The organism is Dyella telluris (genome assembly GCF_014297575.1).
In the GTDB taxonomy this organism is placed as follows: domain Bacteria; phylum Pseudomonadota; class Gammaproteobacteria; order Xanthomonadales; family Rhodanobacteraceae; genus Dyella; species Dyella telluris.
This window is the reverse complement of the sequence record NZ_CP060412.1, coordinates 2,519,055-2,536,625: the sequence shown is the minus strand read 5'-3', so window position 1 is coordinate 2,536,625 and position 17,571 is coordinate 2,519,055. Positions and strand designations below refer to the sequence as shown.

Here is a 17,571-nt window from a genome sequence, read left to right as displayed (position 1 = left end):
ACCTTGCCGAAGCATGGCGGCGACGCGCGAATGGAGCGCCGCCGCACCAGGACGGTGACCGGTTCAATGTTGCGGCATGCCACCCAGGCAAGGCGTCACCACGCGACGGAACACGGCGTCATCGTCGGGCCAGCGGAACATCACCGTCATGGCCTCGGCGCCCGACGATGCCGGCACGACAATGCGCAGGTTCTTCCCGCGCGTAGCGCCCTGTGTCCATCGTGCCAGCGCAGCCTTGCCCGGCATGAAGTTGAAACGGAAAGGCGTGCCGGTATTGAAGGGACCGCCGTCGCCATACGATCCGCTGACCTTGATGCGAACCGCGCGATCGTCGCCGCTGGTGAGGGCAATGGGTCCGCTGGCCGGGGCGCCCGGGCCCTCGTAAGGATCGGCGTCAAAGCCCAGTGCCTGTGGATCGACCACCAGCTCCGCCGAGACTTCACCACCATCGGTTCGACAGCCGAAAGCCAGCGTCGCATTCGCCCTGAACGACTTGTAGCTGGCCACGCCAGCCATGCGCGCCAGATAGAACGGCGCTTGTGGCGCGGCTTGCTCGGCCAGCCACAGGTTGTACTTGCCCTCGGGAATCGCGCTCTGCGCATGGGCAAACGCTAGAACGCAGCATGCGGGCGCAGCCAGCAGCGTAGTCAGCCGTGACCATCGACGTGAACGCGGATATGCCGGGTTGCGCTTCATGCGAGGCCTCTCGGGAATGTGGCGTTGCGCCGATGCGCGCTGCTTCGTGGACGATCAAAGCATACGCGCGGGCGCGATGCATGCGCAGCGGAAGGATCCGAAACAAGCACGAAAGCACAGGTCGAAACAGCAAGGCGCACGGCCCGCACCTACCGGCCGTCCAAACAAAAAGGGAGCGACCTTGCCGGCCGCTCCCTTCCTTTCAGCTGTTGCAGGGTGCGATCAGCCCAGCGATGACAGCGCGTCGTTGAAGGTCTTGCTCGGGCGCATGGCCTGCGTGATCAGGTCCGTGTTGGCGTGGAAGTAACCCTTGATGTCCACGGCCTTGCCCTGCGCGCCATTGAGCTCGCCGACGATCTTGGCTTCGTTCTCGGTCAGCACCTTGGCGATGGACTCGAACTTGGCCTTGAGCTTGGCGTCGTCGTTCTGCGCGGCCAGCGCCTGCGCCCAGTACATGGCGAGGTAGAAGTGGCTGCCACGGTTGTCGAGCTCACCCACCTTGCGGGCCGGCGACTTGTTGTTGTCGAGGATCTTGCCGTTCGCCTCGTCCAGCGTCTTGGCCAGCACGCGGGCGTCGGCGTTGTCGTAGCGGTTGGCCAGGTGTTCCAGCGAGGCCGCGATGGCCAGGAACTCGCCCAGCGAATCCCAGCGCAGGTAGTCCTCTTCCAGGAACTGCTGCACATGCTTGGGAGCGGAACCGCCCGCACCGGTTTCGAACAGGCCGCCACCGGCCATCAGCGGCACGATGGAAAGCATCTTGGCGCTGGTGCCCAGTTCCATGATCGGGAACAGGTCGGTGAGGTAGTCGCGCAGCACGTTGCCAGTCACCGAGATGGTGTCCTGGCCCTTGCGGATGCGCTCCAGCGAGAACTTGGTCGCGTCTTCCGGCGACAGCACGCGGATGTCCAGGCCCGACAGGTCGTGGTCCTTGAGGTAACGCTCGACCTTGGCGATCACCTGCGCGTCATGGCCGCGCTTGCTGTCCAACCAGAACACGGCCGGCGTGTTGCTGAGGCGTGCACGCGTCACGGCGAGCTTCACCCAATCCTGGATCGGCGCGTCCTTGGTCTGGCACATGCGCCAGATGTCGCCGGCTTCCACCGGCTGTTCCAGCAGCACCTTGCCGGCCTCGTCGATGACCTTGACCACGCCGTCGGTGGCGATCTGGAAGGTCTTGTCGTGCGAGCCGTATTCCTCGGCGGCCTGCGCCATCAGGCCCACGTTGGGCACGCTGCCCATGGTGGCCGGATCGAATGCACCGTTCGCCTTGCAGTCCTCGATCACCACCTGGTACACGCCGGCATAGCTGCGATCGGGGATCACCGCCTTGGTGTCCTGCAGCTTGCCTTCGGTGTTCCACATCTTGCCGGAGTCGCGGATCATCGCCGGCATGGACGCGTCGATGATCACGTCGCTGGGCACGTGCAGGTTGGTGATGCCCTTGTCGGAGTTGACCATGGCCAGCGCCGGGCGCTTGGCGTACTCGGCGGTGATGTCGGCAAGGATCGCGTCCTGCGTGGCCTGCGGCAGCTGGCCGAGGCGCGCGTAGAGATCACCGATGCCGTTGTTCGGCTCGAAGCCCACGCCCTTCAGCGCGTCGGCGTGCTTGGCCAGCACGTCCTTGTAGAACTCGTTGACCACGAAGCCGAACATGATGGGGTCGGAGACCTTCATCATGGTGGCCTTCAGGTGCAGCGAGAACAGCACGCCCTGCTTCTTCGCGTCTTCGATCTGCGCGTCGATGAAAGCGGCCAGTGCCTTCTTGCTCATCACGGCGGCGTCGATGATCTCGCCGTCCTTCAGCGCGGTCTTTTCCTTCAGCACCTTGCTGGTGCCGTCCTTGCCGAACCACTCGATCTTCACGTTGGTGGCCTTGTCGACCACGGTGGACTTCTCGCTGCCGTAGAAGTCGCCGCCATCCATGTGGGCCACGTGGGTCTGCGAATCCTTCGACCACGCGCCCATCTTGTGCGGATGCTTGCGCGCGTAGTTCTTCACCGAGAGCGGCGCACGGCGGTCAGAATTGCCTTCGCGCAGCACGGGGTTCACGGCACTGCCCTTCACCTTGTCGTAGCGCGCCTTGACGTTCCACTCGCTGACGTCCTTGGGATCTTCCGGGTAATCCGGCAGCGCGTAACCCTGCGACTGCAGTTCCTTGATCGCGCTCTTGAGCTGCGGCATCGAGGCGCTGATGTTGGGAAGCTTGATGATGTTGGCATCCGGCGTGGTCGCCAGCTGGCCGAGTTCGGTCAGGTCGTCCGCGATCTTCTGGTTGTCCGGGAGGATGTCCGGGAACTGGGCAATGATGCGGCCGGCCAGCGAAATGTCGCGCGTTTCCACGGTGATGCCGGCGGTGCCGGTGAAGGCTTTGATGATCGGCAGCAGCGAATGCGTGGCGAGGTACGGCGCTTCGTCCGTGAGGGTGTAGATGATCTTGGGCGTGTTCGACATTGTCTGCTGTGACCTCGCTGGCTGCGCATTACCAAAAGGAAGGCGCGACGCGCAGGCAGGGCCCGGCGCGGACGCACCAAACGTCCTGAGCCATTCCACGTGGGGGCGAAACGGGCGGACGAAAGCCCCTCATTGTCACGATTTCGGGCGGGACGGGAAAGCGCGGCGCCGGACTATGCGCAAGGGTATGGTTTGGCGGGCTTTTTTTGTAGGAGCGCGCTTGTACGCGACAACCCAGCGGCGTGATGGCGATGAGGCGCCGCGGTCGCGCACAAGTGCGCTCCTACAAGGGGTTACGGTTGCTCAGGCGTTCTCGCTGGCCGGCAGGCGACGCGGCTGGCGGAACCGGCCACGCCAGGCGGCGAAACGGTCGGCCAGGCACGAGAAGATCACGTACAGCGCCGGCGTGCTGAGCAGGGTCAGGCTCTGCGAGATCAACAGGCCGCCGATCAGCGCGATACCCAGCGGGCGGCGCAGGTCCGAACCCTCGCCCAGGCCGATGGCAATCGGCACGGCGGCCAGGATCGCCACCATGGTCGTCATCATGATCGGGCGGAAACGCACCACGCAGGCTTCGTACGCTGCGTCGATCGCACTGAGCCCACGCTCGCGACGTGCCACCAGCGCGAAGTCGATCATCATGATCGCGTTCTTCTTCACGATGCCGATGAGCAGCACCAGCGCGATCTGCGCGATCACGGACAACTCGGTGTTGGTGAACCACAACGCCAGCAACGCGCCCACGCCCGCCGCCGGCAGCGTGGAGAGAATCGTCACGGGGTGGATCAGGCTTTCGTACAACATGCCCAGCACGATGTAGACCACCACCACCGCGCCCAGCAGCAGCCACAGCATGCCGCTCTGTGATTGCTGGAAGCGGCGGAAATCGCCGCCGATGTTGATGCGGATGTCGCCCGGCAGGCGCATCTGCGAGCCGGTCTGCTGGATGATCTGCAAGGCCTCGCCCATGCTCACGCCGGGCGCGAGGTTGAAGCTCATGCTCATCACGGTGTACTGGTTTTCGTGCGAGATCTGCGTGGGCGCCAGGCCGGCTTCCTGATGCGCGAAAGCGGTGAGCGGCACCATCTTGCCGTTGCTGCTGGCCACGTAGACCGAGTCGATGGCCGCCGGCGTGGCCGTCTGGTTCGGCAACGCGTTCACCACGACCTTGTACTGGTTGAGGTCGGAATAAATGGTGCTGATCTGGCGCTGGCCGAAGGCGTTGTAAAGCGCGCCATCGATGGTGCCGATGCCCACGCCCAGGCGCCCGGCCTTGTCGCGGTCGATCACGATGTTCTGCTGCAGGCCGGCGTCGTCGACATCGCTGCCCACGTCCTTGAGCTTGGGGTTCTTCTTCAGTTCGGCCACCAGCTTGGGCAGCCACACGGTCAGTTCGTCCGGGTTGTCGCCCTGCAGCGACACCTGGTACTGCGCGCCCTGGCTGGTACCACCGCCACCGCCGAAGCTGGGCAGATCCTGGATGGGGCGCAGGCGCACGTTGAGGTCGGGATAGTGCGCCGCCTTGGCCGCCAGGCGCGCCAGCACGGCGAACGTGTCGTCCTTGCGGCCCTGCGCGTGCGTCTTCAATTCGATGTCGAACGTGCCCGACGAACCCTGGCGGCTGGTACCCAGGCGCGAACCCACGCGCGCCACGTCGTGGTCCTTCAGCAACATGTCGATCAGGCGCTGCTGGCGTGCCACCGAATCCTGGAAGGACACGGTGGCGCCGGAGGTGGCGCGACCACGGATCAGGCCGGTGTCCTGCGGCGGGAACATGCCGGTCTTCACCTGGCCGAACAGGAAGATGGTGACGCCGATCAGCACCAGCGGCGTCAGCGAAAAGGCCAGCGCGTGCTTCAGGGAAAACTTCAGGCAAGCCGAATACACGCCGAGCATGCCCGCCTGGAAGCTCTCCAGCGCCTTGCCGAGGCGCGTGGTCGGCTTGTCCTGCTCGTGGCTGCTCAGGAACTGGCCGCACAGCGACGTCGTGAGCGTAAGCGACACCAGCGCCGACACGATGATCGCCGCCACCAGCGTGATGGTGAATTCCTTGAAGAACAGGCCGGTAATGCCACTCATGAACAACAGCGGGATGAACACTGCCACCAGCGAGGCGGTGATCGAAACGATGGTGAAGCCGATCTCGCGCGCACCGGCCAGCGCCGCTTCCATGCGCGTCATGCCCTGGTCGATATGGCGCACGACGTTCTCGATCACCACGATGGCGTCGTCCACCACGAAGCCGATGGCGATGACCAGCGCCAGCAGGGTGAGGTTGTTGAGCGTGAAGCCAAGGATGTACATCACCACGGCGGCGCCGGCCAGCGACAACGGCACGGCGGCCGTGGCAATGAGGGTGGGCGCCAGGCGGCGCAGGAACACCGCCATGGTCAGCATGACCATCGCCAGGCTGATCAGCAGCGTGGCCTGCACTTCATGCAGCGAGGCGCGGATGGTGGGCGTGCCGTCGAAGTACGGCGTCAGCGTGGTACCGGGCTGCAGGTAGCTGCGCAGCAGGGGCACGGCAGCCTTCACGCGGTCCACCGTGCCGATGATGTTGGCGTTGGACTGGCGATACACGTACATCAGGATCGCCGGCTTGCCCTGGAACCAGGCCACCTGATACGCATCCTGCACGCCGTCGTAGACCTTGGCCACATCGGACAGGCGCACCGGCACGCCCTTGTTCGAGGCGATCACCAGGCTGGCGAAGTCGGCTGCCGAATGCAGCGAATCGTTCGCGGTCACCGCCATGGTGGTCTTGCCATCGGACAGGAAGCCCTGTGGCGAGGTGACGTTGGCGGCCGTCAGCGCGTTGCGCAGCTGATCGGGCGACAGGCCCAGTGCGTTGAGCTGACGCAGGTTCACATCCACGCGGATGGCTGGCGTAGCCGCGCCGAGGATATCCACTTCCGACACGCCTTCGAGCTGGCGCAGGTGCTGCGCAAGCAGGGTATCGGCGGCGTCGTAGAGCTGGCGCGCGGACTGCGTTTCGGACGTCAGCGCGAAAGCAATGATCGGGTCGTCGTTGGGGTTGGCCTTCTGGTAGCTCGGCGGCGCATTGAGGCCGCTGGGCAGATCCGACTGCGCGGCATTGATGGCGGCCTGCACATCGCGCGCGGCCGAATCCAGGTTGCGTCCCGCCTCGAACATCAGGAACACCTGGGTGCTGCCCAGCGAACTGGACGAGCGCATGGTGTCGATGCCCGGCACCTGACCCAGGTGGCGCTCAAGCGGCGCGGCCACCGTGGTGGCCATGGTGCTCGCGCTGGCACCCGCCTGCTGGGCCTGCACGAAGATCACCGGGAACTGCATGTTCGGCAGCGCGGCCACGCCCAGCAGCACGTAGCAGATCAGCCCCACCGCGAAGACGCCCATGGCAAGCAGCGAGGTGCCGATCGGGCGGCGGATGAAGGGGCCGGAAATGTTCATGCCATCAGGAAACCAGGAACAACGCGCGGGGCGCGAGGGTGTTCAGAGAAGCCGCACACACCATGTCAGCGCGCACGCACGAGTAACTGTATATACCGCACATTGACTGCAGAACGCATGACGGCGGATTTGGTTGATGCGTTCGGGGTCACCGCAGCCCTTGGCTCTACCTCACCGTCATTCCCGCGGAAGCGGGAATCCAGTGCCTTTCGCGTCCGTCAATGCCCGAGCAAAGTCGCTGGATTCCCGCTTCCGCGGGAATGACGATGAGGGGTATGCAAAGTCACGTTATCGGGGCGGCCTTAGATGTCCCTTAGACGCCAAACATTAGACGTCTAAATTTCCATCAACCCCAGCGATTTCAGTTGCACCTGCAACGTCTCGACGGAATCCCACGGCAGGATCGGCGAGTTGCCGCGCTCATCCGGCGGGTTCTGCAGCAGCCCGTCGGACCAGCCACCGCAACCGGTCAGCGGCAGCAAGGGCCGGTGATGCAGCCATGCCAGACACACTTCGGAGATCGTGCCGGCGCGTCCGCCAATCACCAGGCAGGCATCGCCCGCCAGCGCCATCAACAGGTTGCGCGCATCGCCCATGCCACAAGGCACCACCACGGTGGCAGGCCAGTCCGCGTCGGGCATCGTGTCGCTGGGGATGATGCTGAGCACCTGCCCGCCCGCATCGATGGCGCTTTGCGCGGCGTGCCGCGTGGCAGGGCTGCCGCAGCCGCTGACCAGGGTCACACCCGCACGGGCGAGCAGCGCACCGGCCTGCCCGGCCAGTTCAAAGGCCTTCGACCCCGGCTCGGCACTGCCGAGCACGCACACCTGGGGTTTTCTCGTCGTCATTGCATCTCACCTTGTTCCACGGAGTTCGCCAACGGTGACGATGACGGCCCTCCGGCAAAGCCGAAGGGGGCGCGCCGAACCGGCCGCGCCCCCTCCCTGTGTTTGCCACCGGTGCGGCCGAAGCCGAACCGGCGCATTGCCGTTACATCGCGCCCCGCGTCTGCGCGCGTTCCAGCGCGCGGCGCTCACGACGCGCCTGCAGCCAGTCGGAGAAACGCTCCATGTACAGGTAGATCACCGGCGTGGTGTACAGCGTGACCAGCTGCGAGAGCAGCAGGCCGCCGACGATGGACACGCCGAGCGGACGGCGCAGCTCCGCGCCGATGCCGTTGCCCAGCGCCAGCGGCAATGCACCGAGCATGGCGGCTGCGGTGGTCATCATGATCGGTCGGAAGCGCAGCAGACATGCGCGTCGGATGGCTTCGTGCGGTTTCATGCCATCGCGCTGCGCCTCGATCGCGAAGTCGATCATCATGATCGCGTTCTTCTTCACGATACCGATCAGCAGAACGATGCCCACGATGCCGTCCACCGACAGGCTCATACCGCACAGGAGCAGTGCCAGCAGCGCACCGACACCGGCCGGCGGCAGGGTGGAGATGATCGTCAGCGGATGGATGTAGCTCTCGTACAGCACGCCCAGCACGATGTAGATCACCACGATGGAGGCGATCAGCAACAGCACTTCGTTGGTGAGCGAGGTGGAGAACTCCGCAGCCTTGCCGATGAACTGGCCACGCACCTGCGGCGGGAAGTTGAGCTGCTGCTCCACCTGGTGGATCGCGTCCACGGCTTCGGACAGCGAGTAGCCCGGCGCAAGGTTGAACGAGATGGTCACCGCCGGCAGCTGCTGCTGATGGCTGACCACCAGCGGCGCGCTGGTGACTTCCGCCGTGGCCAGCGACGCCAGCGGAATGGTGCCGCCCGCACCGATGATCACACCGGTGTTGGACACGCCCAGGCCCGTGCTGGTAGACGAGTTGCTCGACGCCACCTGGCCGAAGCTGGTGGCATTGCTGCCGGTCAACGCGCCACTGCCGTTGCTCTTCACCGTGAGCTGGTTGAGCAGCGCGGTGCTGGTGCGGAACTGCGGCGCCACTTCCAGCACCACGCGGTACTGGTTGAGCTGGGTGAAGATGGTCGAGATCTGGCGCTGGCCGAACGAGTCGTACAGCGTGTCGTCGATGGTCTGCACCGGCACGCCGAGGCGACTGGCCTTTTCACGGTCGATGGTGAGCTTGAGCGAGGTGCCCTGGTCGGCGAGGTTGTTGTCCACGTCGGCCAGTTCCTTACGCTCGCGCAGGGCCTGGGTCATCTTGGTGGCGTAACCGGAGAGCTCCGTGGCGCTCACGTCGGACATCGAGTACTGGTACTCGGTGGCCGAGACACGGCTGTCGAGCGTCACGTCCTGCACGGGCTTGAGGTACAGCGCCACGCCCGGAATGTCGGCGGCTTCCTTCTGCAGGCGGGCCACCACGTCGTCCAGGCTTTCGCGATCGCCGCGATCCTTCAGCACGATGCTGAGCTGGCCCTGGTTGAGCGTGGGGTTGATCGAGCCGGCGCCGATGAACGCCGCCACGCCGGTCACCGCCTTGTCGCGGCGCAATGCTTCGGCCACGGCCTTGGTGCGCTGCTCCATCTGCGGGAACGCAACGTTCTGGTCCGCCTGCACCACACCGGTGATCAGGCCGGTGTCCTGCTCGGGCAGCAGGCCCTTGGGGATCACGATGTAGAGGAACACGGTGAGCACCACCGTGGCGCCCGCGATCATCATGGTCAGGCGCTGGTGCGCAAGCACCCAGTCGAGCGAACCCTCGTACACGTTGACCAGGCGCGACCACCAGGTCTTCTTGCCCGCGGCCGCATGGCGCTCATGCGCGTCGTCACCTTCCGGCAGCGCGTCGGGGCGCAGCAGGTAGGCGCACATCATCGGCGTCAGCGTCAGCGACACCAGCATGGAGATGGCCACCGCGATGGTGAGCACCCAGGCGAATTCGTGGAACAGGCGACCGGTGACGCCAGGCATCAGCAGCAGCGGCAGGAACACCGCGATCAGCGACACGGTCAGCGACAGCACGGTGAAGCCGATTTCCTTCGCACCGATCTCGGCCGCTTCCTTGCCCTCCTTGCCCTGCTCGATGTAGCGCACGATGTTCTCGATCATCACGATCGCATCGTCCACCACGAAGCCGGTGGCCACGGTCAGCGCCATCAGCGAGAGGTTGTCCAGCGACATGCCGGTGAAGGCCATCACGCCGAACGTACCCATCAGCGACAGCGGCACCGCCACGGACGGAATGATCGTGGCCCACAGGCGGCGCAGGAACACGAAGATCACCGCCACCACCAGGCAGATGGTGAGGATCAGGGTGAACTGCACGTCCTCCACCGAGGCGCGAATGGTGATGGTGCGGTCGGCGAACACATCCAGATGGACGTCCGCCGGCAGCACGGCCTGCAGCTGCGGCAGGATGTTGCGGATCTGCTCCACCGTCTGCACGATGTTGGCGCCCGGCTGGCGACGGATGTCGAGCAGCACGGCGGGCTTGCCGTTGGCCCAGGCGGCCAGCTGGTCGTTCTCCACGCCGTCGACCACGCTGGCCACGTCGGCCAGGCGCACCGGCGCGTTGTTCTTGTACGCGATGATGGTGCTCTTGTATTCCGCCGCGTCGGCCAGCTGGTCGTTGGTGCCGATGCTGTAGGACTGCGTGGCGCCGTTGAGCGTGCCCTTGGGCGCGTTTACGTTGGCTTCGGTGAGCGCGCTGCGCACGTCTTCCATGGTGAGGCCGAGGTTGGCCAGCTGCGACGGGTTCACCTGCACGCGCACGGCCGGACGCACGTTGCCGGCAATGGACACCAGGCCCACGCCCTGCACCTGCGAGAGCTTCTGCGCCAGGATCGAATCGGCGTAGTTGTTCACATCGCGCAGCGGCAGGCTGTCGGAGGTGAGCTTGAGCGTCATGATCGGCGCGTCGGCCGGGTTCACGCGGTTGTACACCGGCGGGTACGGCAGCGTGCTGGGCAGTGTGCCGCGCGCCTGGTTGATGGCCGCCTGCACGTCCTGCGCCGCGATGTCGATGTCACGGTCCATCGCGAACTGCAGCACGATGGTGGACAGGCCCGCCGACGAGTCGGAGGTCATCATGGCCAGGCCGGAGATCTGGCCGAAGTTGCGCTCCAGCGGCGTGGTGACCAGCGACGCCATGGTCGACGCGCTGGCACCCGGGTACTGGGTGGTCACGACCAGGCTGGGCGCGTCGATCTCGGGCAGCGCCGATACCGGCAGCTGGCGGTAGCCGAGGATGCCGAGCAGCAGCACCGCCACCATCAACAGCGAGGTGGCGATCGGTCGGCGGATGAAGAGTGTGGAGAAGCCCATGGGTTAGCCGTCGAATGGAGTGGCGGGCGCCAGTCCGTGCGGCGCCCCGTATGATTGCCGGAGGTGGGGGAAGCAGCTGACGCGCAGGCTGACTGCCTGGATGGCGAAGGGCACCATCATCGCGCCCTCAGCCCTGCTTCCCGTGCCTCTGGTCCCGCTCATCAGCCGCCGCGGCGACCACCGCCGCCCTGCTTGCCGTTCTTCTTGGCCTTGTCCAACTCCGCCGCTGTCGGCGCTGCCGGCACTTCGCCCGGCTTGAGCGCCTTGACCTTGCTGCCCGGCTTGAGGCGGAACTGGCCTTCCGTCACCACCTGATCGTTGAGCGCCAGGCCCGAACCGATCATCACGTGGCTGTCGCCCACTTCGTTGGCCACCTTGACCGGCTGCATCTTGACCGTCTGGTCCTGCTGCAGCAGGTACACGTAGTCGCCGTCCGGACCGCGCTGCACGGCCTGGGCCGGGATCACCAGGCCACCGGCCACCGTACGCACCTTCAGGCGCACGTTGACGAACTGGCCCGGCCACAGGTCGCTCTTGGCGTTCTGGAACACCGAGCGCAGCTTGAACGTGCCGGTGGTGGTGTCGATCTGGTTGTCCACCACGTTGAGCTGGCCGTCATCGGCCAGGGTGTGCGCATCAGCGCGGTCCAGCGCCAGCACTTCCAGCGGATCGCCATTGCCCGACGCCGAGCGCACTGCTTCCAGGTTCTGCTCGGGCAGGTTGAACATCACGTAGATCGGATGGACCTGGGTGAGCGTGACCACGGCGGTGGTGGTGGTGACCACGTTGCCCGGATCCACGTTGCGGATGCCGGCAACACCGTCGATCGGCGAAATGATGCGGGTGTAGTCCAGGTTCACCTTGGCCGCGCGCACGGCTGCCTTGTCGGCGGCCACGGTGGCGGTGAGGTTGGCCACGTTGTTACGGTAGGTGTCCATGTCCAGCTGGGCCACGTAGCCCTTGGCCACCAGCGCGTCGTTGCGCTTGAGCGTGCTCTGCGCGGTGGCGAGCTGGGCCTCGTCCTGCTGCTGCTTGGCAGCGGCCTGGTCATAGGCGGCCTGGAACGGGCGCGGGTCGATCTGCGCCAGCAGCTCGCCCTTCTTCACTTCCTGGCCTTCCTTGAAATTGATGCTCAGCATCTGCCCGCTGATCTGCGGGTTGATGGTGACCGTGTTGAGCGCCTGCACGGTGCCCAGCGCGGTCAGGTAGACCGGCACGTCCTGCTTGACCACGGACTCGACCGTCACCGGTACCGGCGCGGCATCCTTGTCCTTGTCCTGACCCTCGCCTGCTCCCTGGCCCTTGTGCTGACCGCGGCCCTGCCCCTGCGCGCCGTCCTCGGCAGCAGGCTTGTGCAGCAGACGGAAGCCAATGCCTCCCACCACGATCACGACCACAACGATCAGCGCGATCTTCCAAAAACGCGACATGAAAAACTCCCAGAATGAAAGACAGGCCACCCGACCCCGATCGGTGCGCTCCGCGCGCCTGACCTAATGCGTCGAGCGAAAGGATAGGGTCAGATCAACGGGAATAGACAATGCCAGTTGACATGGGTGCCCTATGACCGATGGCAGGGTTTTGCCAGCGTATCGCGTCAAAATGAAGAAACTTGCATGAATTGGCACCGTCAAGGTCACGGGCAATGCCGCGACATGCCGCCGCTCCCGGCCGACTGAAACTTGCCCCGGCCTTCGTCTATACTCGGCCAATTGTTGTCTGAACCATTGCCTTCCGGCCACTGGCGTTGCCTTCCGGCTGTCCTTTGATCTGTCCATTGAATTGGAGTCATTGCGTGAGCGGTTCCCTGACGAAGTCCGACCAGAGCTTCATGCGCAGCTTCTCGCTGCTGATCGTGGGCCTGTGTGTACTGACCCTGCTGCTGATCGGCGGCGCCTGGTTGATTTATGACCATGAGCCGAAAGAAGTGAACCCGCAGACCGCTGCCCAGACCGAAGCGCGCATCGCGCCGGCCGGCGCCGTCTACGCCGGCGACACCGGCCGCGCCGCCATGGCCGCCGCGCAGGAAGCCGCCGCCAAGGCCGCCGCCTCGCAGGTGGCCTACGGTGGCAGCACCGACGGCAAGACCATCTACGACAACCTCTGCCACAGCTGCCACACCGCCGGCGTGGCCGGCGCGCCCAAGCTGGGCGACAAGGGCAACTGGGGTCCGCGCATCGCCCAGGGCCTGGACACGCTGATCAAGCATGCCACCGACGGCTACAAGGGCCCGGACGGCAACATGATGCCGGCCAAGGGCGGCAACCCGGCGCTGACCGACGAGCAGGTCAAGGCTGCGGTGACCTGGATCGTGGATCAAGCGAAGTAATTCGTTGATTCAACAGGGGTATTGGGAACGCCGCCATGGGGCGGCGTTTTCTTTTTGGGCCCGTTCCTGAACGGGGCGGGCTGAATGGTTGCGACCTCTCTTCTTCGGAGGGAGGGTTGGGGTGAGGGGACATCCTTGCCTCACCGTTTCATTCTTTAGCCGCCACTTCTGCGAACCCCACAAAAGGGGGCAAGGACAGGGGTCCAGTGACTTTGCTCCTGGCTTTCGGGTTTTAGCGATTCCGCGACCTGGCCGCCTACGCAGCGGGCGTTCCGACCTCCTGCCGGAGGCCGGGTCACTTTTCTTTGCTTGCCCACGCACGTGCAGGAGCACGTGCGAACGGCGAAGCCGGCCCGAAGGGCGGAGGGCAGGATGCCCGGAGTAAAGAAAAGTAACCAAAAGAAAGAGCACCCCATCGCGGCGCTGGCCGATAGAGCCGGCCAGTGCGTGAGGGTCGGCCGGGCTTTTCGACAGGACCTCCCTGTCCTGTCGAAAAGGGATCGGCATCCTTGCCGATCCCCCTGCGGGCCTGTCGTCCGCCCCTCACCGCCGCTCAAGGGGTCGGGGTAGGTCAAGAGCTGGAGCCAGAGCCGAAGGCTCGTGCAGCTGCGCTGCACGTCGCGCCGCTATGCGCGGTGGCGTACTGCCTCCCGGCTTGTCTTGTCGGTGGGAGCGAACCCTATTCGCGACTCGCGACACTGCGCTGCACATGGAGTCTCTTGCTGTGACGCCGTATCCGGCGCGGGCTTCTCTGTAGGAGCGCATCTTGTGCGCGACCACCTGACGGAGCGGTATCGACATGGCGCTTCGGTCGCGCCCAAGTGCGCTCCTACAGGGGTCTCTCGCACCGTGTGAAGCCCGCTTCTTTCTCGCCTCAGTGTTCACCCCAGTCCTCTCCCGAACGGGAGAGGACGAGCGACAGGGGATGTTCAACGTGAACGCCCTAGGGGCAAGGAAGGAGGTGCCTCGTAGAGGCACGACGCTCCGCGTTAAGCCCTCAGCGCATCGGCGCGTTGCGAAGCGCTTGGAAGTACCCGCTGTGTAGAGGCGGAGGTTGCCAAGCAGCAACGTTCCTCAGCCGATCGGGCTTATCCCCACGGCATGCTGCCAGCCTTCAAGGCCATTTCTTTGGGTTACTTTTCTTTGGGCCAGCAAAGAAAAGTGACTCGGCCTCCGGCAGGAGGTCGAAACGCCTCCGCGGCGTAAGCGGCAACCTGGCGCCTGCGTGACTACCGAAGGCCGAGAGCAAAGGCACTGGATGACCCGCCATTCGGCGGTTGAAAAGCGCCTCCAGCTTCTACTGGGGTGACGGCTCTTTTGAAGGACAGAGGCAAGTGTGACCCCTCACCCCAAGCCTCTCCCCGCAGGGGAGAGGGAGCGAAAGCCGTCAACCCGGCGCCAACAACGCGTCCAGATCCGCCTGATCGAAGCTGAGCCTCTCGCGCGTACCGCCACCCTCCAGCACCGCCTCCGCAAGCTCCGCCTTGCGCGCCTTCAATTCCTCGATGCGCTCCTCAACGGTACCGCCTGTAATCAGGCGGAACACAAACACCGGCTTGTCCTGGCCAATGCGATGCGCACGATCAGAGGCCTGCGCCTCCGCTGCCGGATTCCACCACGGGTCGTAGTGGATCACGGTGTCGGCCGCGGTGAGGTTGAGGCCCACGCCACCGGCTTTGAGCGACAACAGGAACAGCGGTACTTCGCCATCCTGGAACTGGCGCACGGGTTCGGCGCGATCGCGCGTTTCGCCGGTGAGGGTTACGTACGGGATGCGCTGGCGATCCAGCTCATACGCAATCAGCTTGAGCATTTCGGTGAACTGCGAGAACAGCAGCACCTTGCGACCTTCCGCGAGCAGTGCGGGCAGCATGTCCATCAGCAATTCGAACTTGGCCGAATCGCGCACGCCACGCGCCGCTTCCAGTTTCACCAGGCGCGGATCGCAGCAGACCTGGCGAAGCTTGAGCAGCGCGTCGAGCACCACGATGCCGCTGTGCGCGATGCCGCGCTGGGCAATGACCTCGCGCAGCTCTTCGGCCAGCGACAGGCGCAGGCTTTCGTACAGTTCGCGCTGACGGCCTTCAAGCACCACGCGGCGCGTGATCTCGGTCTTGGGCGGCAGTTCATTCGCCACCTGCGACTTCGTGCGACGCAGGATGAAGGGCGCGAGGCGACGGTTGAGGCGATCCTGGCAATCGGTATCGCGGTGCCGCTCGATGGGAATGCGGTAGTGCCGGCGGAACGCGCCTTCGTCGCCGAGCAGGCCGGGCACGGAAAGATCCACCTGCGACCACAGCTCGCCCAGGTGGTTTTCCAGCGGCGTGCCGGTAAGGCAGATGCAGCGCGGTGCGCGCAGGCTGAGCACGGCGCGACGTGCCTGCGTGCGCGGGTTTTTCACCTGCTGCGCTTCGTCGAGCACGATCAGCGAGAACGGCTGCTTGCGCAGCTGCACCACGTCGCGCGGCAGCAGCGCGTAGCTGGTGAGCACCACGTCGTGCGTGGCCAGCTGGGAGAAATCGCCGCCGCGTTGCGGGCCATGCAGCGCGAGCACGCGCAGCGCCGGTGCAAAGCGCGCGACTTCCGCAAGCCAGTTGGGAATGAGGCTGGTAGGCACCACCACGAGGGCCGGCTCGGTGAGCGCACCGCGATCCTTCAGCGCCAGCAGGTGCGTGATGAGCTGCAGTGTCTTGCCCAGACCCATGTCGTCGGCCAGCACGCCACCCACGCCCGCCTCGGCGAGTGCGTTGAGCCAGCGCAGGCCTTCGCGCTGATACGGGCGCAGTTCCACGGTGAGCCCTTCGGGTACCGCATCGCTGGCGCGCTCGGCGGCGTCGCGCAGGCGCGCGGTGAAGCCGCGCAGCGCTTCGGGTGCTTCCAGCTCGCTGCCGCTGGGCAGGGCTTCGACCAGTTCTTCCAGTCGGCCCGCCTGCACGCGCGGCAGGTGGAGCTGCTTGCGCGGACGCTCCAGGTATTCGGCCAGCGGCGCCAGCAGGCCGCGCAGTTCCTTCAGGCGCACGGGTACGCGGCGACGTTCGTCCACCGGCGCGTACCACACGGCGTCTTCCGGTTCGTTGGGCACCGGGCTCAGGTTCAACTGGTGGTCGGCCAGCGCCTGCGCCACGGCGGGCAGCAGGTTGTGGCGCTTGCCTTCCAGTTCGATGCCGATTTCCAGGTCGAAGGCATGGTCGTCGGTGTCTTCCACCGCGTTGCCGTACCAGCGCACCGGGCCTTCCAGCACTTCGAACGGGAAGCTGGGCGCGTAGTCGAGCACGAAGCCTTCGCCTTCCAGCTTGGGCCGCAGCGCCAGCCAGCGCGCCGGCGTGTTCACTTCCAGCGCGCCGGCGTAACCCTTGCCGGGAAACAGCCAGGCGTCCTCGGGCAGCGTATCGGCCAGATCCCATGGCAGGCCTTCGGTATCCACGCCCGGCGTGAGGCCGGCACGTTCGAGCTGCTCCATGGCCGAGAGTTCTTCCGCGCGGCGGCGCTGGATTTCGACCAGCTGGCCATTGCGCACGCGCCGCACCAGCGGTTCGCCACCGCGACCGGGCAGGCGTTCGCCGGCGTAGTCGAAGGCCAGGCGCGCATAGGCCAGCGGCGGCGTGCCCGCGGCAAGGCGCGCGTGGCGCGTCAGCGCGTGCAGGGTCAGCACCGGTTTCGGGGCGAGCTCGGCGCGGCGCATCTCGCCCAGCACCTGCGGCAAGGGCAGACGGTGCGACAGGCGGCTGTGCGGCAGCGCGTCGCGCAGGGTCTGGCTGTATTCGTGTTTCAGCGGCGGCAGGTCCAGCCACGCGGTTTCTTCCAGCGGCGCATCCAGATGGCCCAGCTCGGCGCGCTCGGCGTCGAGGTACCACAGGGCATCGATGCGCAGCACGCGCTGGTTGGTGGGCATGCACGGCAGCAGGCGCTGGCTGCCGTCGTTCTCCAGATGCCATTGCCAGTTCAGCTGGTGGCCCTTGCCACGCGACAGGCGCAATCCGGCCAGGCCGCCGAGGAAGCACGGCGTGGTATCCAGCACTTCGGCCAACAGCGCATCGCCGACATGGCCGGCCAGGCGTGCGTAGCTGCGGCTCTTGCGCAGCGTCTGCGGCAGGCCGAGCACGGTGGCGGCCAGGCGCTGCTCGTGCGGCTGCAGTGGTTGTTGCGAAAGGTGCTTGCTGTCCAGCGGCGCGGGGCGCACGAAGCGGCCCTGCTCGCCCACCGCCAGCAGCACCGGTGCGATGTCCACGTGGGCGTAGGGCGCGCCGTCCTCGGGTACCACGTCGAGGAAGAAGCCCAGCACCAGCGGTTCCGGCGGCACGGCGGGCGCCGGTGACGCCAGCATCTTCCGCCAGGCGTTGGGCAGCGGCTCGCTGACGCTTTCCTCGCGTGACGAGGTGTGGCGGTCGTGGCGTTTATCGTCCGGTGACTGCATGCGCATTCGGTCCGATTCGGTC

The 17,571-nt window shown here is 65.7% G+C and carries 8 protein-coding genes; 1 reads left to right on the top strand and 7 read right to left on the bottom strand.

All coding sequences use genetic code 11. From position 1 onward, the window contains the following. Window positions 1-63: 63 nt before the first annotated feature. The 6 genes from H8F01_RS11295 to H8F01_RS11270 all read right to left on the bottom strand — a co-directional run bounded on the left by H8F01_RS11295 (window position 64) and on the right by H8F01_RS11270 (window position 12,236). Complete coding sequence (locus tag H8F01_RS11295) at window positions 64-696, bottom strand: hypothetical protein (protein ID WP_187055229.1); 633 nt, start codon at window positions 694-696, stop codon at window positions 64-66. Window positions 697-918: 222 nt separating this feature from the next. Beyond that, window positions 919-3,147, bottom strand: coding sequence for an NADP-dependent isocitrate dehydrogenase (locus H8F01_RS11290; RefSeq protein WP_187055228.1), 2,229 nt, complete (start codon window positions 3,145-3,147; stop codon window positions 919-921). 303 nt (window positions 3,148-3,450) lie between these two features. Then, the gene (locus H8F01_RS11285) at window positions 3,451-6,579 is read right to left on the bottom strand and encodes an efflux RND transporter permease subunit (protein WP_187055227.1); all 3,129 of its coding nucleotides are present in this window, start codon (window positions 6,577-6,579) and stop codon (window positions 3,451-3,453) included. Window positions 6,580-6,914: 335 nt separating this feature from the next. Next, window positions 6,915-7,427, bottom strand: coding sequence for an SLOG cluster 4 domain-containing protein (locus H8F01_RS11280; protein ID WP_187055226.1), 513 nt, complete (start codon window positions 7,425-7,427; stop codon window positions 6,915-6,917). A gap of 142 nt (window positions 7,428-7,569) precedes the next feature. Further along, window positions 7,570-10,806: an efflux RND transporter permease subunit gene (locus H8F01_RS11275; RefSeq protein ID WP_187055225.1), complete on the bottom strand. Its 3,237-nt coding sequence runs from the start codon at window positions 10,804-10,806 to the stop codon at window positions 7,570-7,572. Window positions 10,807-10,967: 161 nt separating this feature from the next. Continuing rightward, window positions 10,968-12,236: an efflux RND transporter periplasmic adaptor subunit gene (locus H8F01_RS11270; RefSeq protein ID WP_187055224.1), complete on the bottom strand. Its 1,269-nt coding sequence runs from the start codon at window positions 12,234-12,236 to the stop codon at window positions 10,968-10,970. Between the two features lie 377 nt (window positions 12,237-12,613). On the opposite strand from H8F01_RS11270, the gene H8F01_RS11265 reads away from it, so the two are divergent. After that, window positions 12,614-13,135, top strand: a complete 522-nt coding sequence (locus tag H8F01_RS11265) for a c-type cytochrome (protein ID WP_425490114.1) — start codon at window positions 12,614-12,616, stop codon at window positions 13,133-13,135. Between the two features lie 1,387 nt (window positions 13,136-14,522). Here the strand turns inward: H8F01_RS11265 and H8F01_RS11260 are convergent. After that, on the bottom strand, window positions 14,523-17,549 hold the full coding sequence (locus tag H8F01_RS11260) for a DEAD/DEAH box helicase (RefSeq protein ID WP_187055223.1): 3,027 nt from the start codon (window positions 17,547-17,549) through the stop codon (window positions 14,523-14,525). Window positions 17,550-17,571 lie beyond the last annotated feature (22 nt).